11 protein-coding genes are annotated in these 22,910 nt (G+C 67.8%); 2 read left to right on the top strand and 9 right to left on the bottom strand.

The window, feature by feature from the left end; all coding sequences use genetic code 11:
* Nucleotides 1-174: 174 nt before the first annotated feature.
* The 7 genes from ACFV2X_RS32315 to ACFV2X_RS32285 all read right to left on the bottom strand — a co-directional run bounded on the left by ACFV2X_RS32315 (nucleotide 175) and on the right by ACFV2X_RS32285 (nucleotide 13,100).
* Nucleotides 175-2,355, bottom strand: coding sequence for a DEAD/DEAH box helicase (locus ACFV2X_RS32315; RefSeq protein ID WP_385623302.1), 2,181 nt, complete (start codon nucleotides 2,353-2,355; stop codon nucleotides 175-177).
* A complete protein-coding gene (gene brxD, locus ACFV2X_RS32310; protein WP_385623300.1) occupies nucleotides 2,355-3,656 on the bottom strand; it encodes a BREX system ATP-binding protein BrxD in 1,302 nt (433 codons plus the stop codon). Before brxD ends, ACFV2X_RS32315 begins: the two co-directional genes overlap by 1 nt.
* 57 nt (nucleotides 3,657-3,713) lie before the next feature.
* Entirely contained in the window at nucleotides 3,714-5,465 is a 1,752-nt protein-coding gene (locus ACFV2X_RS32305) for an AIPR family protein (RefSeq protein WP_385623297.1), read from the bottom strand.
* Nucleotides 5,466-5,500: 35 nt separating this feature from the next.
* Complete coding sequence (gene pglZ, locus ACFV2X_RS32300) at nucleotides 5,501-8,395, bottom strand: BREX-2 system phosphatase PglZ (protein ID WP_385623295.1); 2,895 nt, start codon at nucleotides 8,393-8,395, stop codon at nucleotides 5,501-5,503.
* Entirely contained in the window at nucleotides 8,392-12,282 is a 3,891-nt protein-coding gene (locus ACFV2X_RS32295; RefSeq protein WP_385623293.1) for a phage resistance protein, read from the bottom strand. The genes pglZ and ACFV2X_RS32295 overlap by 4 nt, the downstream gene beginning before the upstream one ends.
* A gap of 267 nt (nucleotides 12,283-12,549) precedes the next feature.
* Nucleotides 12,550-12,780 carry a hypothetical protein gene (locus ACFV2X_RS32290; RefSeq protein ID WP_385623290.1) on the bottom strand — a complete coding sequence of 77 codons (231 nt, stop codon included), beginning with the start codon at nucleotides 12,778-12,780 and terminating at the stop codon, nucleotides 12,550-12,552.
* Complete coding sequence (locus tag ACFV2X_RS32285) at nucleotides 12,777-13,100, bottom strand: hypothetical protein (protein WP_385623288.1); 324 nt, start codon at nucleotides 13,098-13,100, stop codon at nucleotides 12,777-12,779. Before ACFV2X_RS32285 ends, ACFV2X_RS32290 begins: the two co-directional genes overlap by 4 nt.
* A gap of 204 nt (nucleotides 13,101-13,304) precedes the next feature.
* Between ACFV2X_RS32285 and ACFV2X_RS32280 the strand changes: the two genes are divergently transcribed.
* Both ACFV2X_RS32280 and ACFV2X_RS32275 read left to right on the top strand, forming a co-directional pair.
* Nucleotides 13,305-14,147 (top strand): helix-turn-helix domain-containing protein, encoded by an 843-nt coding sequence (locus ACFV2X_RS32280; protein ID WP_385623286.1) that lies wholly within the window; start codon nucleotides 13,305-13,307, stop codon nucleotides 14,145-14,147.
* Complete coding sequence (locus tag ACFV2X_RS32275) at nucleotides 14,129-14,338, top strand: DUF397 domain-containing protein (RefSeq protein WP_385623283.1); 210 nt, start codon at nucleotides 14,129-14,131, stop codon at nucleotides 14,336-14,338. Before ACFV2X_RS32280 ends, ACFV2X_RS32275 begins: the two co-directional genes overlap by 19 nt.
* 67 nt (nucleotides 14,339-14,405) lie before the next feature.
* Here ACFV2X_RS32275 and pglX read toward each other — a convergent pair whose 3' ends face one another.
* Complete coding sequence (gene pglX / locus ACFV2X_RS32270; protein ID WP_385623281.1) at nucleotides 14,406-18,062, bottom strand: BREX-2 system adenine-specific DNA-methyltransferase PglX; 3,657 nt, start codon at nucleotides 18,060-18,062, stop codon at nucleotides 14,406-14,408.
* Entirely contained in the window at nucleotides 18,063-22,709 is a 4,647-nt protein-coding gene (pglW, locus tag ACFV2X_RS32265; RefSeq protein ID WP_385623280.1) for a BREX system serine/threonine kinase PglW, read from the bottom strand. It lies immediately after the preceding gene.
* Between the last annotated feature and the right edge of the window lie 201 nt (nucleotides 22,710-22,910).

Genomic DNA, 22,910 nt, shown 5'->3' with positions numbered 1-22,910 from the left:
GGCGGACCTCGGCTACGGCTGGTCCCTGTGAACGGTCGCCGACGAGGCAGGCCATCTCCGATGGCGCAAGGTCGTCGATGAGGCCGGCGGGCAGGAAGCGACTGCTTACACGTACTCCGGAATCGCCGGGGTGCCAGATGGAGGTCAGCACACAACCTGGGCTGGGCTAGGGACTCATTTGCTTCGAGAGATGTGCAAACGCGTCGGCTCCGCGAGGACAGCGCGGGCTCCATCGAAGTCTGCGAGGCGGGCGGCCAGGGTCGCCGTGGCCAGGCGTTCGGGAAGGGCGGCGGAGAACTTCAAGCCACTCACTGCCCGGCGGTCGACATCCGGGAGAACGAGACGTCCTCCCGCGTCGGTAACCTCGCGGGCAGTGCTCCACATCTTCGGATCGAGGTCTTCTCGAAGGCGTACGTAGCAGTCCGTGGGCCGCTGGACTGGGTCGCTGATCGAGGGCAGGGTCGCGCTCAAGGTCGCGTTCGCGCGGTAGCCGGCCCAGGTCCACCAGCGCACCTCCTCTCCCAACCGGGTGATCAGAGTGCCGGCGGGGTGCACAAGGTTGGGTGCGTCGGCCTGGCGCCACTCGGCCAGGCACGCCTCGGCACGTCGGGTGCGGGACACGGGAGGTTCGGCGCCGAGCAGTACCTCGCGCATGGCGCGCGTCAGGGCGTACGACAGGCCGGCCACAGCTCCGCTGGTCCACTTGGCAACCCCTCCGCTCTCAACGGGTTCGACGAAGGCCCGTTTGCGCGCCCAGTCGATGAAGGTCACCTGCCAGCTGCGTCCGCCCAGAAGCAGGCGGCGTGGTCCGGGCCGTTCCTCGGTCAGCACGGATGGGTCTGTCTGACCGATCTCTCTACGCCCCGACAGCACTGTGAATTGCGGGGGCGCAGTGAAGGAGGCGGTCAACTCGATGAAGTGGCGGCGGCCGAAGCGGCGTTCCGCCTCTGGCCCGATGAACAGCAACCCGCTGTCCGTGTCGAGGAATTCCTCGCTCACCAGGTGGCACAGGACGGGAGCGGCCGACTGGTCGAAGGGAGCGAGGCCGTTCCATTGTTCGACCCAGAGCTGGTCACCGAGCTTGTGCTGTTGCAGGCACACGGCGAGAAGTTGCTGCGCCACGAGATGCCGGGGTTCGGGTGGGGGCGTGACGGGTTCGACCCAGCCGCGCCCCCAGAGCAGGAGCAGCGCCGCTGCTTGCAGCAGAGCGTCTTTGCCGGTCGCCAGGAACAGGCAGTTTCGGCTGGCACCCGGGCGCCGTCCTGTGCGGCCGATGCGCTGCAGGAACGACGCGACAGTGCGCGGCGAGTCGATTTGGATGACGCGGTCCAGGTCGCCGACATCGATGCCCAGTTCAAGAGTGGACGTGGCAACGATGACGCAGTTACGCCCCTCGGCGAAGGCTTCCTCCGACCTCGCCCGTTCGTCTGCCGATAAGGAGGCGTGAGACAGGAACACCTTGACGTCGCGTGCGCGTAGGGCCGCCCCGAGCTGTTCGACCTGCCGCCGCGACTCGCAGAACACCAAGCGCTTCTCGCCTTTGTGGAGAGCGGCGATGAGCTTCGCGGCGTTGTCGAGAGAACCCACGTAATCCAGTTCGATGTCGCCGGCGGGGTGTGTGTTGGGGGTGTCGGCGGATGGCCCGAGCGGTTCGGACGCGCTTGTGCCGACAGGGACGCCGGGCGAGACTACCCGGCCTGGCCGGTTGTCCGCATGGGTGCCCTGCAGCCAGGTGAGCAACCGCTGGGGATTGCCGACGGTCGCCGACAGGCCGATGCGCTGGATGGGGCGCCCGGCGACGCGTTCGAGGCGTTCCAGTACGGCCAGGAGGTGCCAGCCGCGGTCGTCGCCGGCGAAGGCGTGCACCTCGTCCACCACGACTGCCCGGACGCTGCCCAGCAGGTGGGCGTGGTCTGTCTTCACCCCGATGAGCATGGCTTCGAGCGATTCGGGGGTGGTGAGCAGGATGTCCGGAGGGTCGGTGCGGATGCGACGCCGCTGTGACTCCTTGGTGTCCCCATGCCACGGCGCGGCGCGGCGCCCGAGCCACTGGGCGTATGTGTGGACGCGGGGCGCCAGGTTGTTGAGCAGTGCCTTGAGCGGGCACAGGTACAGCACCGAGGTGCCGGTCCACTGCTGCTCGGCCATGGTGGAGAGAATCGGAAGGCAGGCAGCCTCCGTCTTCCCGCCTGCGGTGGGAGCGAGCAGGACCGCGTCCTCGCCGTCCATCACCGGGCGGATCGCAGCGCGCTGGAGAGGACGTAGATCGGACCAGCCCAGGGTGTTCACGACGTGATGGAGGACGACCGGGTCGAGCTGGTCGACCGGGTCGCTCACATCCGATGCATCGGCCATCACACCTCCAGATCGATGTCGTCGGCCGATGTGGCGGACGCCAGGTTGCGTTCCACCTCCGTCAGTTCACCGGCCCGCACCGTCAGCTTGTAGTGGCTGCGGGGATCGAAGTCTTCGAACTGGTCGATGCGATCCAGAACATCGCCGACCAGCTTCTTGAGGAACAGCCGCGGAGCGACGCTGGCCTTCCCGCCGAGCGTGCCACCGACAGCCCGCGCAAGGTCGGCGATGTATGCGTCGTCGGCAAGGGCCTTGATGCGGTCGGGCGCCTCGGCTCCTTGGGAATACAGATCGCGGATGGCCATGCCCAGACGAACCAGTGAGTCCTGGGTGAAGCCGGGCAGGCGCAACTGCACGGCCCGTGGATTGTCGAAGCGGGGATCGGTGGTGAAGTCGGTGGCGAGTCGCTGCGCGAGCGGGGCGAGACGCTGTACCCCCTGCGGGCCTTCGAAGAACGCGGGGGTGCCGGTGATCACCAGGTAAAGGCCGGGGAATCGACCCGAGTGAACTTCGTCGATGAGCTGTCGCAGTGCGTTCAGAGCCTTGTCTCGGGCGTCTGAGCGGACCCGCTGAAGCGTCTCCACCTCATCGAGCACGACGAACAAGCCGCGGTGGCCGGAGTCGCGCAGCACGGTCAGGAGACCTTGCAGGAACCCGAACGCGCCGAAGTGGTCGAGGTCACCGCGCACCCCGGCGGCCCGTCGCGCCGCCGCGGCCACGTGCGGCTGGCCCCCGAGCCAAGCCAGCACGGCCGCCGCGGTCGACTCGTCGCCACGGGCGAGCGACGACCGGTAGCCGCGCAACGCCGCCGCGAAGGAGGGGGCGTGTCTGGAGACCTCCGCCAGGCGGGCGGCCAGCAGTTGGCCGACCTGCTCGGCCAGATCGTCCTCGCCTGCCCCGGCCGCCAAGGCGTCCTCCTCAAGGGCGTAGAACCAGGCGTCTATGACGGACCGGAGAGCGCTCGGCGGAAAGCTGGAGGTGGCCAGCCGTTCGGTGAGACGACGGTAGACGGTCTCCAGCCGGTGCAGCGGCGTCTCGGTCTCGGAGATCTGGATTTCCGAGACGGCGAAGTTACGCTGCCGCGCCCGCTCGCCGAGCCAGCGGGTGAAGAACGTCTTGCCCGAGCCGTATTCGCCTCGCACAGCCTTGAACACCGCGGCGCCTGCCGCCACCGCGTCCAACTCGGCGTCCAGCGCCGACTCGAACCTCTCCAGGCCGGTGGCCAGCAGGTCCAGTCCGCTGTCGGGCACAGCGCCACGCCGCAGCGCGTCGATGGCGGTACGGCGACGGACGGCAGACACGGAAGGACGGGAATCGCTCACATCTCCAGTCTCCCATTTGCGTGGGCCAACCGCCGCTCACCTGCCCCTGGCGAGGCTGCCGTAGCCGAGATTCATCGTCAGATAGTGAACGAATTCCCTGCTCTTGGCCGTCTTGTCCGGACCGTAGAGCTGTTCCTGCTGGAAATTCAAGAACTGCTCCTGTAGAGACGTCAAGAGCGATTCCAGACGGGTCTCTGTTGGGAATACTTTCTCCCGAGCTGCGTTCTTTAGCTTGTTTGGATCGTTGAAGACGCCGCCGATCAGATCGACGGCCCCGAGCATAGCCAGGTGGAAGTGGAGGTTCGTGTGATGGGATCGTGAAATCGGGACCGGACGCGTCTGCAGAAATTCGTCCACGCGGCGCTGAGCTTGGGCGAGCCACAAGTAGACCGCGAGCTCCGTCTTATCGGAGAAGACGCGGCGGTAATCTTGGTTGGACTTCAAGAGACTCGACGGGCGGGCTCGGGCATGGTCTGGTTGGCCGAGTCCCATGGCCATGACAGACTGCGCCAGCAAGGGGATGCTGACGATCCGGTTGGTCGGCTTCCCCTGGTTGCGGTAGAAGTTCTTGCGGCGGTCATAGAACCATTCGTGCTCAAGGAAGTACGACTCGATCTGCCGCTGGATGTCGTCGGTGGCGCGCAGCGAGGCCACAGGCACCGCGGTCTGCCGGTTTGTGGCGCGGATGACCGCGTCACGGGCAGCCTGGTCGTGGGTGACGAGGATCCGTACCTGTACCAGCCGTGTGAAGACTGGGTCGGACGGTTCGGTGTCGTACAGCTCCCGGAGGGTCTCGTGGATCGTGTACGAGGTCTGCAGGCCGTTGACGATCTGGACGTCCGAGAGGCTGAGCCGCTTTCCGACGGAGGTCGCCTGGGAACAGACAATGGTGATTCCGTTGTTGAGCCACCAGAATTCCGGGGCAGCAGAGTTCTGAAGGGCTGCTGCGATCTCCTGGTTGACTTCCACGTTGCCCTGGTAGTCGCGCACATTCCAGTCGAAGATGTGCGACTTGATCGCCCCGGTGTCGTCACTCAGGAAGTCGACATAATCGCCAAGGGCAACCAGCGCGATGTGGCTGGTCTGGTGCGTGATGCTTTCCTGGTAGGGGAGCTCCAGTGTGTAGGAAGGAAGCGTGCTTGCCCGCTTCCAGAGTTCGGCAGGTCCCAGAAACTCTACTCTCCCCTGGGAAATGGCGAACGCCTTGTCGAACTGTGCCTCCAAGAGCTTCGCTTTGGCCTGGACCTTGGCATGCACCTCGTTGGCGTCGCCACGCGTGACGTAGGAGAACTTGAGCAGGACTGTCGGATGGCGCTTGAGTAGCCGGCGGAGTGCGTCCTTGAACAGGCCGAAGCGAGCAATGAGATCCTCCGAGTACATCACTTTGAGGTGTGACTCGTCGGCTGACATATCCAGTAGATGGGAGCAGGTGGAGGCCACCTTGTCCAACGCCAGCTCGGAGAACGACGTGGACTTCTTGGCCTGTACCAGCCACAGGGTCAGCTGCACACCATGATCGACGTTCGCTGCCGCGGACGGGTTGTGCAGAACTTCGCTGTCCTCGTGCAGCAGGCGTCCGCCGAGGAAGACGTAGGCTCCGTCCACGCCACCGTCGTTGCCACCGCCGATGACACCGGCCTCGACCTCCTCGTCGGACAGCCCGAAGCCGTGCAGGGCGTGCTCGCAGGCGAATCTCTCGAACGCCTCATCGAAGGAGAGCGGGACTGCCAGACTGTTCCGCTGCTCCTCGATGATCTGGTCAATCAGCACCCGGTCGTTGGCACTCATGGCACTCCGTTGTCCGTGAATGTGTGACAGAAATGTCAGGTCAAGCCGAACTGACTTCTCAGCAGCTGTGGCTGAAGGCGCAGCGTCCGCCCGTCAGGCAGCGTTTCGAGAACCTGAACACCGTCGTAGTTGAGGAGCTGGCGCAGTACGGCGGCGAAGCCGTCGGCGCGGGCGGGTGGGTAGCCGATGCGCTGGGCGAGGGCGGTGGCGGGCAGGGTGCCTCCGCTATCGAGCAGAGCGCGGATCGCCTGCTCGATCTTGTCCAGGTTTTGCGGTTTGCGGGCCAGGAGTTCCAGCTGATCGTGGAAGACCTCCGACGCGAGGAGCAGGCTCACCATGTCATCGCCCGGGATGACGGAGGCCGGTGTGAGCAGCGCGTCACTGTCTTCTGCGGCCGGGACCAGTGCGACGTCGAAGAGGACGCCACGGGACTGGGCTGCCTGGCCCGTGACCGGCTTCTGCCGTGTCGGCTTTTTCACCACGGGCACGGCGGCTTCCGGCTCCTTGGCGGCAGGCTGCGGCTCCGGCCGCTCGGAGAACCACCAGTCCGGCCGTTGATCGCCCAGTTCCCGCCAGCCGTTGGGAGGCTCGGCCCCGAAGGGCAGGAAGGCCAGCACTGGGATGGCGAATTCAGCGAGCGAGGCACCGCCGTGGTAGCCCGCCTTGCGGGAGGTGTACCGGGAATCGGCATCCCACAGGGCCACGATCGAGGCGCCGGGCTCGGGCCAGACCACGCGTGGCCCAAAGAGGGCGACTTCCGCCTCGTGCAGCGCCCCGCCGGGGGCTCGGTGACGGGCCGACTCCGGGGCGGCGGAGTCGATCTTCGTGCCGTGCCGGTCCACGACATGCCCGTGGTCGCTGGTGACGAGCACGGCCATGCCTTCCGAGGCGGCGATGCGCAGCAGGCCGAGAAGCGCCGGGATGTGCTCGGCTCTCCAGGCGCCGTCGCCGAGTTTCTGCTCCTTGGCGAGCCGGTCGTCGATCGTGTTCAGGACGACCGCGACATGGCTCTCGCCGTCGGTGAGCGCCGTGAGGAGCGCCGGACCGAAGGGGTCTCCGGTTTCCTTGGTCTCCAGGTCGTCTTTGTGGAAGACGGCCGCCTTCTGCCTGCCCCATAGCGCGAGCCCGGGAAACAGCCGCTTCTCATCCGCCTGCGCACCCTTGGAGAGCTTCCCGGTGAGCAAAGACGTACGGGAGACGGCGGTCACGGTGGGCAGGGCGGCGGCCATAGCCCGTCGCTGGGGCGCACCCTCATTCAGCGGGTCGTACTCGGCCCAGGTGGCGCGCAGCTCTTCGCCCAGCTCCGAGGCGATGGCCGCACTCATGCCGTCCAGGATGAGCAGCAGGACGCGGCGCCCGGTTCCGCCCCGGAGGACGGGCTTCACCACCCGGTCGAGGAATGTCTCCACGGTCAGCATGGACCTCGGTGGAGTGCCCGTTTCGGTCCAGATGGCAAGCTTGCGGGCGAAGTCGCGGTCGATCTCGTGCCGCCGCTCCTGCACCCGCGCGGCGAGGACCCCGTACGCGGCCTTCAGCACAGGATCCGAGTCGCCGCCGGCCTCGATGTACTCAAGGGCGCGGTCCACCCACCCCGTCTCGGTGATGTGGCGTTCTATGGCGTCGCTCACCGAATCGGAGTCGGCGGCCGGGTCGGAGGCCAGCCACTGGGCGAGGCGCTGACCCATACGGGCGCGTTCGATACGGGCCCGGGTCTCCGGACCGTAGGCGCGCGCGTGCGCCGTGAGGGCGCGGACGGCGTCCGACAACGGGGAGTTCGCGCCCTCTGCCAGGGCCTTGCCCACGGCGGTGAACCTGGCGTCCAGGCCCGCGGGCAGCACGGGGCTCGTCGCGGCGGCCGACTCCGCGCCGAACTGCCGGACCAGGCTGGAGGCCCGGTCCAGGACCGTGTCGCTGATTCGGCGTGCCTCTCGGATCTCCTCCGTGCGGTCGCCGTCCGCGTCGCGTGCCGTGACCGCCAACTGAGCCGTGAGATATTCCTCCGCGGCCTTTCCGAACGTGGAGGCCAGGGCGTCGACCTGCTCACCGGCCGCGGCCGTCTGCTCTCCGAACCAGCGCTCGGCGCGCCCCCGTGCCCGGTACACATCGGCGTCCGGATCGGCGTGTCGCCATAGCGCCGAGCACACCAGACCGAAGGCGACCGCGTCATGGCCATGATCGGCCCCGACGAGCGTGAGCAGTGCCCGTCCCGCGAGGCCCGCCTGGTCCTCCTCTGCGATGAAGGCCGTCAGCCCGGCGCGCTCGGGACCGCGCAGTGCGAGGAACCGCTCGGGGCCGCCGGGGGCCAGGGACCAGCCGAGGAGTGTATGCGCGTCGATGCCTTGGCCCGCCGGTTCGACCTGCAGGCCGGTCGACGCCTCGCCGTACGCCCCGAGCCGCAGGCGCCGCAGCACCAGCCGGGTCAGTGCCGTGCGGCGCGATAGCAGGCCACCCCCCAACGGGCGCCAGCCACCCGGCGGGGTGGCGTCCAGGAGGGCTTCGGCGGCCCAGTTGTCGTCCTTGAGCCGAGGGTCGACCTGGCCTGCGCCGAACGCCTCGCGGATCACATCCCAGCGGTCGACGGCCGACACACGCTTCTTGTGGGCGCGTGCCAGGATCGCCGGGTCGAGTTCGCTCTCCTCGCGGTCGGTGAGTATCACGAGGACCAAAGGCCCCGCGGCGCCGTCCGCGAGGTGGTCGATGATCAGCTCGTGGACGGCGAGCGCCGACGGGGCAGCCGCGATGCGGGCGGCCCTGCCCTCTCCCCACACCGGCTGGTCAGGGCCGTCCCACTGGGATGTGGAACGCAGCAGGACCACATGGCGCCTGCCCCCGCCGGTGAGCGAGGCGGCAAGCGACTCCTGGGACGACAGGTACTGCGTGACGGTCGCCAGGTTCAGCCGTGTGGCGACCGCGGTGGCCGTCACGCTCATCCTTCGATGACCTTCCAGCTGATCTCGATGGTGGCGCCGGGCTCGCTGGCCGCCAGCTCGGACAGGTCGGCCTGCAACTCGGTCACTGCGCGGGCCACCGTGGTGCGTCCGCCCCCGGAGCGCCTGAGCCGACCCTTGGCGCCCGCGCCGGAATCAGCGGACGGCTGGGCGGGCGCGGAGTTGGAGACGGGTGGGTGGCTGGTCGAGGTGTCCAGCGGTACGTCGTCGGCCTGCCGCGGGCCAGGATCGGGCTGCGACTGAGGTGTCGGCTGGGCAGCCGCACGGTTGCGCTTGACCAGGGCGAGCACCTGTTGCTGGATGCGGTCCACAGCCTCGCACAGGTCGTGGGTGCGCTGGTCCCGCTGGGCCATGGTGCGCAGCGACTCCAGCAGGGCCAGCCCCTCGGGGCCCTCGGTGAGCGCCAGTTCGAGCGTGGACCAGGACGCCCTGTCCAGAGCCTCGGCCACCTTGCGGGCCTGGCGGATGGACGTGCCGTAGCGGTCCGGGCCCACCTGCCCCAGGTCGAACGAGGCGAGTGCCTCCACCGTCTTCTTCGCGCCGGTCGCCCCACCCAGCTTCTTGAGCAGGTCCACGGCCTTGCGCGCGAGGGCCAGGCGACCGCTCTCGTCGGTCTCGTCCAACTCGAGGAAACCGGACCGCGCCTCCAGCTGCCCGACGAGCTCCGCGGCAGCCTCCTCGTGTATCCGGGCCTGCTCCGCGATCTGGCGGGCGAGCTGGTTCACCATGCGGCCGCGGCGCAGCGTTGGGGCTTTGGCACCGAAGACGGTCTCGAAACGCAGCCGCGCCGCCTCCCAGTCCGCCTCCGAGGGCAGCGGCTGGCTGCGCAGCACGTCATGGTCCGCGATCTGCGACAGCTCGGGCGCCGGGTCGAGAACCGTGCCGCCGCGCACCCACACCCGGTCGTCCAGCTCGGCGAAGGACGCCACGACGAGCTTGGCGAGGAAGTCGGGCAGGCCGCGCGGATCGGGCTTGTCCGTCCAGTCGATCAGCTTGATCACGGAGGGGTCCCCGGTGAAGCCGTCGTCGCGTGCGAGCTTGCGGAAGTGGTCGGCCCAGTACGGGGACGGCTCGAAGTACACCTCCTTCTGCTGGCCGAGGCCGAGCGGAACCGCGATCCGCTCCATCAGCGTCCGGTCGCCGCTCGGCACTTCGGCGCGGCCGTCACGAGCCTCGGCCGCTGCGCGGACGTGGGTGAACACCCGGCGCGCCTCCGCCGGTTTGACGAAGCCTTTACCGAGGTCGAAATCGGGGTGAGCGGGGTACTGGGCGGCCAGCAGCTTGCCCGCGATATGCCGCAGAGCGTCGCGCAGCGACTGGCCGAAGGACAGCCTGAGGCCCTCGACGTCGCGCAGCGACTCCAGATGGTCGTCGAAGCCCAGCTCCACGTCGTCGGGCTTCTTCTGGGCCAGCCCGTACGCCTGCTTGAAAGCGGCCTTGACGTTCCGCAGCAGCGACTCCCGCTGGGTTTCCAGCATTCCCTTGGCGCGAGCGCGGTTGTCGGCGTTGAGGTGGACCGCGTACTGCGTGTTGAAGCGCTGCTCGTCAGCGAGCGCCTTGTCGATGATCACCAGGCGCCGGAAGTCCTGGTAGCGCTGCTTGGACAGATGGGCGGGCAGCCAGGCCACGGTGCGTTCCCGTTCGCCCTGCTGCTGCTCACGCAGGCCCTGGAGACGGCTGACACCGTCCCGCGGACCGAACTCCCCCTCCGGCAGAGGCAGGCCCAAGACTATGCGCCAGCGGTCGTCCTCCAGCGGGTTGAGGTCGTGGTCGGGCAGATCGTCGGCGTCGGCGATGTTCCCAAATACCACCTCGGCGGTGCGCTGGGTGCCGCGCCATACGAAGTTCAGCTCGTCCGAGAGACGGCTCTGGGACACCCCGAGCTCCTCGACGAGGAGCCGCTTGGCGAGCGCGTCCCGGTTGGCGGGGTTGTCGTTGACCGCGGCGTTGGCGATCACCGAGTCGACATCGATGCCGGACAGTTCCAGCCGGACACCGGGGTTGGCCTCCGTGCCGGTCTGCTTGATCTCGGGGAAGCGGGCCGCCCACTCGCCGATCTTGCTCTGCAGGATGCCGTACTCGCGGCCGGGTATCGGGGCCACGATCGAACCGTAGTTGAGCGCGGACAGCCGCCGGATCGTCAGATTGGACAGGGCGGGGACGCTCGGCACCAGCGCCGACAGCAGCAGGGTGCCGACGATGCGGTTGTCCCCGGTGAACGACTTGAGCCGGCTCAGCAGGTCGGCGTCGGTGATGTCGGCGCGGCGGTGGACGTACCGCTCGATGTCCTCTTGGTCCACCCGGTAGTGGTCCACCAGGTACGGGCGGAGCTTGGTCTTGTAGAGCTTGTCGGCGGCCTCGAAGACGACCTTCAGACTGTCGGTGAACGGCTTGTCGCCGCCCGCAGCGATCAGCGGGTACAGGTCGCCGACCGGGACCAGGTCGCCCAGCCGCAGGTCGTCTCGGTGGTCGGCGAGCAGCTGTCCCATCAGCTTCATACCCGTCCGGTTGCGCTGGAGCGCGGACGAGACATGGACCAGCGTGTCCATGAAGGCGGGCGAGAACGGATAGGTGAGACGGAAGCTGTCCTCGTCCGCGCCGATGCCGTCGGCGCCCCGGTCGGAGCCGAGGAGGGTGTCCCACACCTCCTGGCGGACCTTCCGGGTCTTCTCGAACTGCCCCTCGATCAGCGCGGCGGCCTCCGCGTTCTTCGGCTGCAGGAGGCGGGCGTGTGCGACCTGGGGGAGATTGCGGTCCTCCAGGGTGATCTTGTCGAACCGGCCGGAGGCCAGGTTGAGCGTGTCCTGGATGGCGGACTCGGCAGCGCCCGAGACCTCCTCGCCGACTAGTTCGCGCAGATCACGCTGGCGGGCGATGAACGACACCACGGGTATGGCGCGCCGCGCGTCGCCGCCCTCCACCAGGTTCGTGATCTTGCCCGCCTCGCGGGCCACGAACTTCTCCTCGTGGATCAGGGTGGCCAGCCACAGAATCAGCTCGTCCAGGAAGAGGATCAGTCCGTCATAGCCCAGCGACTTGGCATGCTCGGCGATCACCGACAAACCCGCGTCGAGCGAGATGAACCCGTGCTCGCTCTCGGCCGCGTTCTTCAAGAACCCCGGCAGCAGATTGGTGCTCGCGTCCCGGACGAGCCGTGCCCGCAGCTCGGCCGGGGTGGACGGCGACACCAGGTTGAGCGCCTGCCCCGACTCGTGGACCTCCTCGGCCGCGAGCGCGGTGTTCAACAGCTCGGGCGCCCAGGTGAAGGACTCGCCCCACTCGTCGTCCTCCCCGTCGTCCCCGTCCACCGAGGCCAGACCGGCGATGACGGCCGGATCGCCCATCCGGGCGCGCATCGTCCGGAGGTCTTCGAAAAGCGAGTCCGTGCGGTAGACCCGGGGCGTCGGGGCCTCGGGGTGCAGCTTCTTCACATGGCTGGCGTAGCCCCCGAGGACCCGCTGCTCCATCGCCTTGGCGCCGAGCATGTGGTACGGCACCAGCAGGAACTTCTTGCCGTCCGTGGTCAGCCACTCGTGCTTGGTCAGCACCGGGTCGAAGTCGGCGCGCCCCCGGGCGGCCGGGCTGCCGCTGAGCAGCGCGTGCAGCACGGCCATGAAGTGCGACTTACCGGAACCGAACGAGCCGTGCAGATACGACGCCTTCGAGGTGTGCCCGTCCAGGGCGGCCTTGATGAGGCTCAGCGCCTCGTCGAAGTTCTCCAGCAGCCGCTCGGTGACCACATAGTCCTTCAGCGCGCGCTCGGCTCCTTCGGGAGTCGTCGCTTCCGACAATTGGAGGACGAAGTCGGAGGTGGACACCTCCTTCCTGATGTCGATCACATCGCGGAGCAGAGGCGGCTGCTGAGCCATACGCTACGTGGTCTCCTTTCGGCGGCGCGTGGGCGTCGCCGTCGCTGTCTGTGCGGCTGTTCGGAGATCCCTCGGCACACCGGCCGGCACGGCGTGGAGTCCACGCCTGGGTTCGCGTACGAGTGCACGTACGCATCAGTGCCGGGCGATGGTCTGAAAATCCCCCCGGTAGACAGCATGGCACGCGCGGTCGTCAACAGCCGTGCGGCAGGGCCGAATTCGCCGGACGCACGTGCGCCCCTGCCACCTCGGCTTCCGCTCCGGCGCCTACCCCGGCGAGCCTTGACGGCTGCGGGCGTTCGCCTCGGCCACGCGGGCGCGCAGCAACTCCTCGGAGCCGACGGGCTCCACCCGTGCCGGGTCCACGTCCCACTCCCGGCCGCCGCTGAGCGGGCGGAGCTGGAGGTACGGACCCTGATGTCCCACGACCAGCCCGATCCGGTCGCGGACGGTGTCGCGGACGGCAGTCCCGACGGGGGTGGCAGGCTCGCTGATCATCGCACCGCCCCCTTCGCGATCACTTCGGCCAGGGCGTGCGCTACGGCAGCGGAGCACACGCCGAGGTGCACGAGGGCGTACCGGGCTGCCGACCTGGGTTCTGCTTCGGCGCTGGTTGCGGCTTGGAATCCGGGCTCGGGTTCGTTTCCGGGTTCGTTTCCGGTTCCGTCGACGGACTCGTCCAGGTCCCCGTTCCACGGGGTGCGGACATCCATGGCGGGGAGCTGGATGCCCGCCTGGGTGAGCGCGGCGGCGAGTGCGTCGCGGGCCTGGACTGCCTCCTGGATCTTGTGCCTCGCGGATGGATGAGAAGTGGCCATGCTCTACTTCTTCTGCTTTTAGCGGTTTTTCAGGAGATTTCATGATGAGAGCGCGCTCGGTGAATTACCGTGCGTGGTGGTTGGGTTACGAGGATGGACTCAGGTGGAGGGGCACGCGCGGCGACGACGGCGTGTCCTTCCCCGTGGGACGGCCGTCCTTCCACACCTGCCACATGCCACCGGAGCTCACGGAGGGGACGCGCCATGCCGCAAAGAAGAGCGATCACAGGACGGAGTCAGGAGCCTCGCAGGCGCTTCGCCGAGGAGTTGCGCGCCCTGCGCGCGGAGAAGGGGGTGAGCCTGCGTCAGCTGGGCGAGCGACTTGGCTGGGACTGGTCCCTGCTCGGAAAGATGGAGAAGGGCGAATCACTCGGCGGGCCCGAGGTCGTCCAGGCGCTCGACACGTACTACGGAACGCCTGGCCTACTGCTCGCCCTGTGGGAGCTGGCGGCCGGCGACCACACGCAGTTCCGCGAGCGGTACCGGCGCTACATGGCACTGGAGGCGGAGGCGGTGAGCCTGTGGCACTTCGCGGTCAGCGTGCTGCCGGGGCTGCTCCAGACGCCCGGGTACGCGCGGGAGGTGCTGGCGGCGGGCGGCCTCAAGGGCGATGAGCTGGAGCAGCAGGTGGAGGCCCGGATGGGCCGCCGGGAACTGCTAGCGGGCAGTGACGCGCCGTCGTTCCGCACGATCCTCTCGGAGGCGGTGCTGCGGACGCCGCTAAGGGACGCGGGGGAGTGGCGGGGGCAGCTTGAGTACCTGGCGGAGGTGGCGGAGCGGCGGGATGTGGCGGTGCAGGTGCTGCCGTTCGCGGCGGGGCCGCATGGGTTGGTGAGTACTGACGTCTGGTTCCTGCGGATGGCGGACGGATACACGGTGGTGTACCGCGAGCACGCGCAAGGCGGTGAACTCGTCGAGGAATATCCGGCGATCGAGAGGGCGCAACGTGCCTACGATGCTTTGCGCGACCTGGCGCTGTCCCCGGCCGAGTCGCGGAAGATCATCCTGCGCACCTTGGAGGAAGCACCGTGCGATCCATCAATCTGAGCGCGGCCACCTGGCGCAAGAGCAGTTACAGCAACCCGGATGGTGGCGCGTGCGTCGAAACTTGCGACGACTTCGTCGGAGTTCTCGCTGTGCGTGACAGCAAGAACCCGCAAGGTCCAGCCCTTGTGTTCCCGTCGGAGAGTTGGACGGCCTTCGTGTCCGTCGTCAAGGCCGACCAGCTCGCGCTCTGAGCTCTTAGAACCGTGGTGGCTCCCGCGATCTGCTGATCGCGGGAGCCACTTACAGCACAGGGCCGGACTACTTTTTGGCTGCCCGGCGTCCTCGGGTGGCAGCGGCCGGACGCCATGCGCGCAGGTCGTCGTCGGTCAGGCCATGCCTGCCCTGCTCCACTTGGCGCTCACCGCGGAAGTAGGCGGCAGGGGAGCCGCTGAACATCGGGTCAAAGCCGTCGTGCCACTGGTCCAGCCAGGGCTGGAGCTCCAGCAGGCCCGCGAGGAAGGGGGTCAGCTCCTCGGAGCTCATCGACTCGTGCGAGGCGATGTACGCGAGCAGGGCGTACGCCTGCTCCTGGTGGTCCCAGCCAGCCCAGCCGTACAGGGTGGGTGTGGCCGCGTTGGCCTGCCCGTACGAGATGAACCGCTCCTTGGTCACATCCAACTTACCGCGCGCCTTCCAGTAGGAAGGTCGTAGGAAATCAGCCGAGGTGTACTTCGGCGGTATGGGGATTGAGTCGCGAATCTTCCGCTTCATCGGCTCGTCGAGAGCCGCGTCCTCCTGCCGCTGCATGTCCCAGACGTGCTCCCAGTCCAGCCGCTTCTTCATCCCTGACGGCTTGTAGCGCAGGGCGGGGAGGCATGGCACGTGCTCGTCGGTCAGCAACTCGACGATGATGGCGGGCAGTTCCTTGCGGGGCGCATAGATCTTGGCGACCGATACGAAGTCCTCGTCACGCGAGAGCGCGTCCGTGAGCCACGACAACGTGGTGATGCGTGGCATGTCGTTCTCGTCGAACCAGTAGTCGCGGTTCTCGATCCGGTCGAGCAGCCAGCTCCTTAGCGCCTTCTCCTGGAGCGTGTCCCACCCTTCGGTTGCCCACCGCCGCTTGTACTCCGGCCGCTCGATCATCCCTATGGCGCGGCTCGACTCGATAGCGTCGATCCGCTTCTGGACGATATCGCGGTAGGCGGCGGGCCAGTGAGCGGGGATTTCGGTTATCGGCGCGGAGCCGTGCCGTTTGAACCACTCGTCGCTGGCTTCTTCTGCGGCGACCTTGCGCGCGAGCACGATCTCGAAGGCTCGCTCGCCGAGGTTGATTTCGGGGATGTCGGGGCCGTTGGGGTCCTCTGACATTCGCAGGTCTTCGGAATGAAGACCGTAGATCGAGTAGACCTGCCAGTCCAGTTCCTCCTGAAGCGCGATCATCTGGGCGCGGACAGAATGCCAATCTGTGCTTGCCTGGCGGAGGGCAGCGAGGGTGGGGAGGACCTTCCCCGCGACCGTTGTAGGGGTCGTGGAGGCAATTTTTTGGGCCAGGGCGTCCAGCGCGGCGGCAAGTAAAGTGGGATAACTGGCAGGAACGGGAAATTCCTGAAGCTTGGTTCCGGTGAATTCGTAGAAGTCTTCGAATGGGGTAGTCGACTGGCGGGCACCTTTTGTGTCAATAGTGCTGCCCTTGTTGTGGCTGACCTGCTTAAGCCAAAAGCAGGCGGTGGAGCTGTTGAGTAGTCCAAGCAGTCGGTGATGTTCTTCGTCGCTTGCACCCTCCTGGAGCTTTATGACAGTGACCGAATGCTTGGAGGGGATGACGTCCCGCTGGAAGTAGAAGTGGTTATGTGTGGCCACAAGGGGGAAAGCGATCAGCTTCGCGGCAGACAAACGTGAGCGGTAGACTTCCCGCCACTCAATCCAGGGGACGCCGCGCTCCAGCAGAGTTACGCTAAACCTCTTTCGCAATTCCAGCACGCGTCTAATCGACCACTGAAACTTCAAGAGCAGCTCGTTTGCCCCTCCCTCGCCGAGAGAGAAGCTGTCTGTGTACGGGTTTGCGAGCCACGTGGGCGCTTGCAGCGTCCAGTCGCGAATTCGTTGCCCATCTGCCGCCATAGAGAGGGGGACTCCCCTTCGGTCGATAGATATTGTTTTCGCGAATTCGAAGGCAGAGTCTTCGCCTGTGACTATAGAAAGGCCGATGACCTCCGTTACCTGCTTGAGGCTTTTCCCGCTTTCTTCCAGTTTTTGCATAGTGTCTACGGCTGCGCCACCGGAGAGACTCCAGGGATGGGTGGACATGGCCTCTCGGGGGGTGTCGCTTACGGAAATCCAGTCGCTTTCCGATTCTCCGATGCGAACCTGCCTGCGTATAGCCTGCCATACCAAGCCCTTGCTAGGGTCTTCCGGTATTTCAGGCTCTCCTTGAATTCCGCGTACAGTGCGCACTGTTGCTGCCCTTGCGGCCTCGCCGCAGCTTTTTCCGATTAGTATTACTGTCGGGGTGCCGTGCCCTGGAATGTAGGCGCCGGAGGTATCGATGATCTCCGTCAGTTCAGTGCGGTCGCGGAAATAGCTCTCGATAAGCCTCTTTCCGAACTCTCGTTTCATGAAAGAATTCGCCGTGATTTGGCCGACCATCCCGTAGCCGCGCCCTTGGGTATCGCCAATCTTGGCCAACTCGAAGAATCGCTGGGCGAAGGGTACGGATAGTGAATATTCGCGAAAGCAGGAACTGTAAAGTTCCCGGTAAATAGAGTTGAGCTTCTTGTCCTTCACTGTAATGTACGGCGGATTCCCTACCACCACGTGATAACGCCCCGGCTCCAGAATCTTCGGATGCTCCTGCATATCCTCCGTGGCGTACGAGAACTCTGCTAGCTCGTCCTTCTCATCCGTGGTGAACTCCAGGGTGTCCTGCCCCTTCGTCCCGCGTATGCCTATCTCGGTCTGCCGTGCCTTGATCAGCGAGTCGCCCACAGCCAGGTGTATCGGCCACTCGTACTTCCCGGCTTCCCTCAGCGTCCGGATGTCCGCCGCTGCCATTGCCGCCATCAGCAACCGGAACCGCGCGATAGCCACCGCGAACGGGTTGACGTCCACCCCGTGCACCGAGTCCAGCGCTGCCCGCACCCGCTCGTGCACATCCCGTCCCGGCTGGCCGTCGGCCCACAGCCGTACGAGCCGCCGGAAAGCCCCGAGCACAAAGTGGCCCGACCCACACGTCGGGTCGATCATCTTCAGGCCGTCATACCCGAATTCCCGAACCGCCGGGTTCATGGTCCGGTCGAGGATGAACTCCTCCACGAACTCCGGTGTCTGAAGCAGCGCATACGTCTTCCGTGCGGCTTCGCTGAGGTCCTGGTACAGATCGCCCAGGAAACGCGTGTCCCAGCCCGTCGTGCCGTCCGCCGTACCGTCCTCATCCACGTCCAACGGGTCGGTGAAGTCGTGAATCAGCGAGCCCGACTCGTCCCGCTCCCGCCAGAACTCGATCAGCCCGCGGGCGCCGTCGTGCGAGAGCGGGATCTGGTACAGCGGGTTGTGCCGCTCGTCGAACAGCAGCCGCCCGGCCTGGCCGTCGCCGAGTTCAGCGAAGGCACGCAGCAGCCAGCCACGATACGTCGGGTTGACATCCCGCTCGACGTACGCCTCGTAGCGCGCGAGCGCCAGGTCGCGGCGGTCCTCCTCGGGGGCCGTGACGTAGGGCTCGGGGATCAGGCGGTTGTCCTCGCAGAAGCGGACGAAGACCGTGCCCAGCACCCACGCGACGGCGACCTGGGTGACGCGCTCGTCCAGCCAGGAGTTCCAGGTGGCCGCTGTGCGGCCCAGCTCGCGCGCCCGGCCGTACTCGGCGCGCAGCCGCAGCTCCACCTCCGTGACCGCCTTGACCTGCTTGTGTAAGTCGGCCTCGACTGTCTTGACCTGCTTCTTCAGATCGTCCAACAGCGCTGATCGGTCGATCACTTAACCGTCTCCCTCGGTTGGTGCGGCTGCGCCTGTGCCCGAGCGGTGGGCGTTCTCCACCCACGAGTCGGGAAGTTCGATCCATTCGCCCAGCCCCGCCTGGTACGCCACCGCGACCTGGCCGAGCTTCGGCTCGCGCGCCGGGTCCCCCTGTGGGACGAGCAGCCACAGGCCGTGCCCGCCGTGCCGGGCGGCCTCGGCGAGGCGGTCGAGGACGCCCATCGCGTCGTAGCGGGCCAACACCGCGGCCTCCGTGAGCAGCACCGGTGCAGTGCCACCCGAGCCGTTCGTCAGCAGTTCGCGTACCTGCGGCTCCACCGTGCCCCAGGCCGTCCGCGCGTACTCGGTGAATTTCAGCGCGCCGCGTGAGCCGGGCTCGGCCGCGTCTGCCTTGAGCAGCGTCTCCCAGGTCGGCTTGGTGCCAGGCGGCACCAGCGCGTGCAAAGCCTTGAGGAAGAGAACGGTGACCGAAACCTCCCGGGCGCCGATGCGCGGGGTCGTCAACTCGCTTACGGCGTCGCGGGTCAGCCCGTGGCGTACGGTCAGGATGCGGTAGCCGTCGCGTCGGGCGGAGGCGGCCAGGAGTTCTTCGGCGCGTGCGGCGGACGCGACCCGCGGATCGTCCGCGTACCGGGTGGCGGTGCCCAGCGAAGTGGCGCGGCGCACGGCGCCGGTGGTCATATAGCTGGACTCGTTGTCCGTGTGCGCGGGCAGGTATCGCAGCGTCTTCATGGGCTCGCGGGTGGCCAGTTTCAAGTCGAAGCCGGCATCCCACAGAGCCTTGGTCAGGCGGGCGCCCGTGGGCAGCTCGTGGGTCGTGCCGCCGCGGCCGTCCTCGACGATCAGTTCGGGGAAGCGCGCCCGCACCCGCTCGTGGACGTCCCCCGCGGGCAGGCCCGGCTGCTGCTCGTCCGGGACGCCGGGGATCCAGGGCACCAGACCGGCCTGGGTGAGCCGCAGGGCGCGTACCAGCGGCAGGTTCCGCGGATAGATCTCCAGGCGGGGGGTGGCCGCGGCGTTCTGTGAGGCGGCGGCGGCGAGCTCCACCAGGCGGCGCTCGTCCCATTCGAGGGTTCCGGGCGGCGGGGTGAGGGCGCCCAGTTCGGTGAGGACGGTGGCGGCGGTGGGCAGCGTCTCCTGGCGGCTGAGGCGGTCGGCCGTGCGGCCCAGCCGCGTCGCGTAGTCGAGCAGGGCGGGCGCGGTCGGGGTGTCGGGGGCGTCGTCCTCGCGCACGTCCAGGGCGAGCAGGCCCGCTTCCAGCGACTCCTCGGTGGCTTTGCGGTTGGCCTGGTGCTGGAACTCGGCCGCCTCAGGGTCGAGTTGTTCGACTTCGACGACCGCGCGCACCGCGGCCAGCGCGAGGGCGCGGCGCCGTTGCTCCCCGCGCAGCTGCGTGCCGCGGCGTACGACCAACGCGTCGGCGATCTCGACGGCGGGGGCGACGCGTCCGAGTTCCGCGAGCAGTTCCGTGATTTCCGTGCGGAGGGCCGACACTGCCGGGTGCTTCTTCCACCGCTTGCGCTCTTCCTTGAGCATTTGCGGAATGCGGCCGGCGGACAGGCCGAGCTTGTCCGCTACCTCCTTCTGCTTGGGCCATACCCCGATGCCCGGGAGGTCACCATGATCGTTCGGCAGCCGGAGCAGAAGCTGGACCATCTCCACCTTGTTGCGGTTGGAGCCGTTGTTGTTGAGCTCCGGCACGAGGAAGGTGGCCAGCGTGTCGAGGCTGATCGAACGCAGCGACGCGTCGGAGAGCCTGCCATCCTCGGCGAGGGCGCCGAGGAGCGCGGACTCGGCCGCGCTGAGCTGCGCCAGTTCCTCCTTGGCTTCGGCCCGGCCTTTCGGGGTCAGCGGTGAGACGGGTGCCTCGCGCAGCAGTTCGCCCCACTGACGCTGGCGGCGCTGCACTTCGCTGCGGGTCTTGGCGCCGAGGCCCGGGGCGTTGACCAGCTTCCGGCGGCTGTAGTCGAGCAACTGGCCGACGGTGGTGATTTGGAGGCCGTACAAAAAGGACTCGGCGGCGGGGGTCAGGCCGGCGGCTGACAGGTGGGTGTCGCGGGTGACCTGCCTGGCCAGCTCCTCGCGCTGCTGCTCGGCGGTGAGAGGTTCGGCCACGCCCAGACCGGGCGGGCCCGCGTCGGGGGTCTTCTCGGGGTGGCGGGAGCGGTGGCTGGACGGCGCGGTCTGCGCCGCGTCGAGGAAGACCTTCTTCCAGGCGTCCCGCATCGGCTTCAGCTCGGGGAAGCGCTGGGAGGCGTCCCGGTGCAGGGCCTTGCGGAAGAAGCGGACCAGGCCGTCGCGGATGGCGGGGTCGAACGCGTCGGCGACTATGGCCGGGTGGGGGAAATCCTTCCGGTCGGTGTCGCGGGGCAGGACCGAGCCGTCGCCCCACTTGGGCAGCTCGCCCGACGCCATCTCATAGAGGGTGACCGCGACCGCGTACCGCTCGGCGTGCGAGTCGTAGGCCGTACGGGTCAGGGTGCCGATGAAGGGGTCGAGGTAGCCGTCCGTGCCCGCCTCGTGGTTCTTCGCCGGGTAGCCGGCCAGCGAGAAGTCGATCAGGACCAGCTCGCGGGTGCGATTCGGGCGGATGCGGATGGCGATGTTGTCCGGCTTGATGTCGCGGTGCCAGACGCTCTCGCCCTCCAGGAAGTCGACGGCGCCGAAGAGATAGTCGCCGTATGCCTCCAACTGGTCGATCTGGAGCCGGCCGCCTTCCCGGAGCTGGCGGGCCACCGTCTCCTCGCGGCGCCGCTTGCGCCCCGCGGTCCCGGCCTCGTCGGGGTTCTCCTCCCGTTCATCACCCACGTATTCCAGGGCGAGAACCGTGCGTTCACCGAGGGTCAGCGGCTGCGGCTCGACGAGGCGGATGATCCGGGAATCGGGGCGCAGGTCGCGCATCACGTCGGCCTCGCGCTTGAGGATCTCGCCCCGGTTGTCGGAGAGGGCGATCTTCAGCACGGCCAGCGGGCGGGTCCTGCGAGCCTCCGCCTCGAGATCCCGTACGAGGAAGGCCCGGCTGGTCGAACCCGTGCCGAGGCGACGGCGGACCTCCCAGCGGCCGGCCAGGACATCCCCGGCGACCGCTTCCAGCGGATCCTTCTCCGGTGCCTCGGGGGTGGCGGCCGGGACGCCGACCGGGGCGGTGAGGCCGTCCTCGACCAGCTCCAGCATCTCCAGGAACTCGTCCACCGTGGAGAGCCGCTGCTCGGGCCGGTAGGCCGTGGCGGCCTGCACCAGTTCGTCGATGTCCTCCGACAGGCCGTCCACCACGGAGCTAGGGCGCAGGCCCTCGCGCGCTTCCCACCGCGCGCGCAGTTCGGCCTGGCTCGCGGCCGGGGGCTTCCCCGTGGCCAGGAGGTAGGTGAGGACGCCGAGGCCGTACACGTCCAGGAACACCGGGTCGGGATTGAGCGCGGTCAGCTCCGGCGCGAGATACGGGTCCGAGCCCTCGGACAGGTGCTTCAGCGAGAGCGTCGTCGGGGCGAGCCGGGTCGATCCCGGAGCCGTGCCGCCCTGGCTGCCGCCGCGCTGGGTGGCGATCTGCCAGTCGGAGATCTGGAGGTGGGGATTGAGCCAGGCCGCCTCCTCGCCGACCGCCTGCCCCCTGGGGCCGCGATTGCGGGGCAGGACGTAGACGGAGCGGGCGGCCAGCGCCCGGTGGTGGATCCGGCTGGAGTGCGCGGACCGCATCGTCTCGGCGAGCTGCCGGACCAGCGCCATCCGGGAGAGGATGTCCAGCTTGTCGCCGTACTGGACCAGATACTCGTCCAGCCGCAGGGTCTGCGGATGGTAGTCGAAGACCAGGGCGGGGCCGGCGGAGTGCCCGGAGGCGTCGTATGTCTTGAGCTCTACCGCGCCGGGGTGCTTGAAGCGCTGGAGTATCGCGGCCTCGCGGCGGGCGGCGCGCTCGACGGACTCCCGCAGGGAGATATCCGAGCCGCGCTCGCGCACGTACACGCGGACCCGGGCCGACTCGGGCAACTCCTCGTGGCGGGCGAGGTAGTCCGCCCAGGTGGGGCCGGTGTCGAAGGCCTTCCGATCCAGGAGATAAGGGCCGACCCGGTATTCGGCGTCGCTGCGGCGGATGCCGATGCGCTCCAGGGAGGTCTTGATCTCGCGGGAGCGGCTGGCATCGATGCGGTGCCGTTCGTCTCGCGGCGGCTGTTTCAGCATCTCGACCAGTTGGGCGACTGTGTGGACACCGTTCTGGTCGTTGGGCGGGAGCTGGATTCGCAGCGAGGCGTCCGTGAAACAGACGGCCTCACCGACCCACACCTGCCGACGGTGCTGGTGAGACGGCAACTGCTGCCTGAGCAGCCCGGCCAGCTCCTTGGCCTTCTTGTTGGCCAGATGCAGCGGGTTTCCGTGCGGGACGCGGCGGCCACCCGGGGTGGTCTGCACCCAGGTGCCGTACTCGCTGCTGACCGAGCCGTGCCACTCCTTCAGCTCAACTACTAAGACGCCGCTCGGTGCGATGACGAGCAGATCTACCTCGCGAACGTGCCCGGCGTGTGAGGTGAAGGTGAAATTGGACCATGCTCGCCATGGTTCGGCGTCGGGAAGCTGCTTGCGGATGGCTTCCAGGCCGCGGCGCTCATGGTCGAACTCGGACTCGGTGACCGTGGTCCACCGGCCTTCACGCATGCGCTGTCCCCGCCTCTTCTCATCCACGAGCCGCGGCCTCCACTCCTGATCCCCTGGCCGGCTGCCCCGGAGCGGATGGCCCGAAGGGAAATCCTAACGGCCAGGTGTAGCACCGGGACCGGCTGTCACCGGGGCACCGGGGCACCGGGAGACTGCAGCGCACGCCAACTATCGCCCCTGCCACCGTCGACAGGGCCGCCG

This window comes from Streptomyces sp. NPDC059679 (genome assembly GCF_042734105.1).
Taxonomy (GTDB): domain Bacteria; phylum Actinomycetota; class Actinomycetes; order Streptomycetales; family Streptomycetaceae; genus Streptomyces.
The sequence above is the reverse complement of the archived record's forward strand: the minus strand, read 5'-3'. Positions and strand labels throughout refer to the sequence as shown.

What these genes read in the sequence shown, in the direction of transcription:
- ACFV2X_RS32305 (WP_385623297.1), bottom strand. Translation starts at nt 5,465, where the DNA reads ATGAGTGCCAACGACCGGGTGCTGATTGACCAGATCATCGAGGAGCAG.
- pglZ (WP_385623295.1), bottom strand. Translation starts at nt 8,395, where the DNA reads ATGAGCGTGACGGCCACCGCGGTCGCCACACGGCTGAACCTGGCGACC.
- ACFV2X_RS32290 (WP_385623290.1), bottom strand. Translation starts at nt 12,780, where the DNA reads ATGATCAGCGAGCCTGCCACCCCCGTCGGGACTGCCGTCCGCGACACC.
- pglW (WP_385623280.1), bottom strand. Translation starts at nt 22,709, where the DNA reads ATGCGTGAAGGCCGGTGGACCACGGTCACCGAGTCCGAGTTCGACCAT.
- ACFV2X_RS32285 (WP_385623288.1), bottom strand. Translation starts at nt 13,100, where the DNA reads ATGGCCACTTCTCATCCATCCGCGAGGCACAAGATCCAGGAGGCAGTC.
- ACFV2X_RS32295 (WP_385623293.1), bottom strand. Translation starts at nt 12,282, where the DNA reads ATGGCTCAGCAGCCGCCTCTGCTCCGCGATGTGATCGACATCAGGAAG.
- ACFV2X_RS32315 (WP_385623302.1), bottom strand. Translation starts at nt 2,355, where the DNA reads ATGGCCGATGCATCGGATGTGAGCGACCCGGTCGACCAGCTCGACCCG.
- ACFV2X_RS32280 (WP_385623286.1), top strand. Translation starts at nt 13,305, where the DNA reads ATGCCGCAAAGAAGAGCGATCACAGGACGGAGTCAGGAGCCTCGCAGG.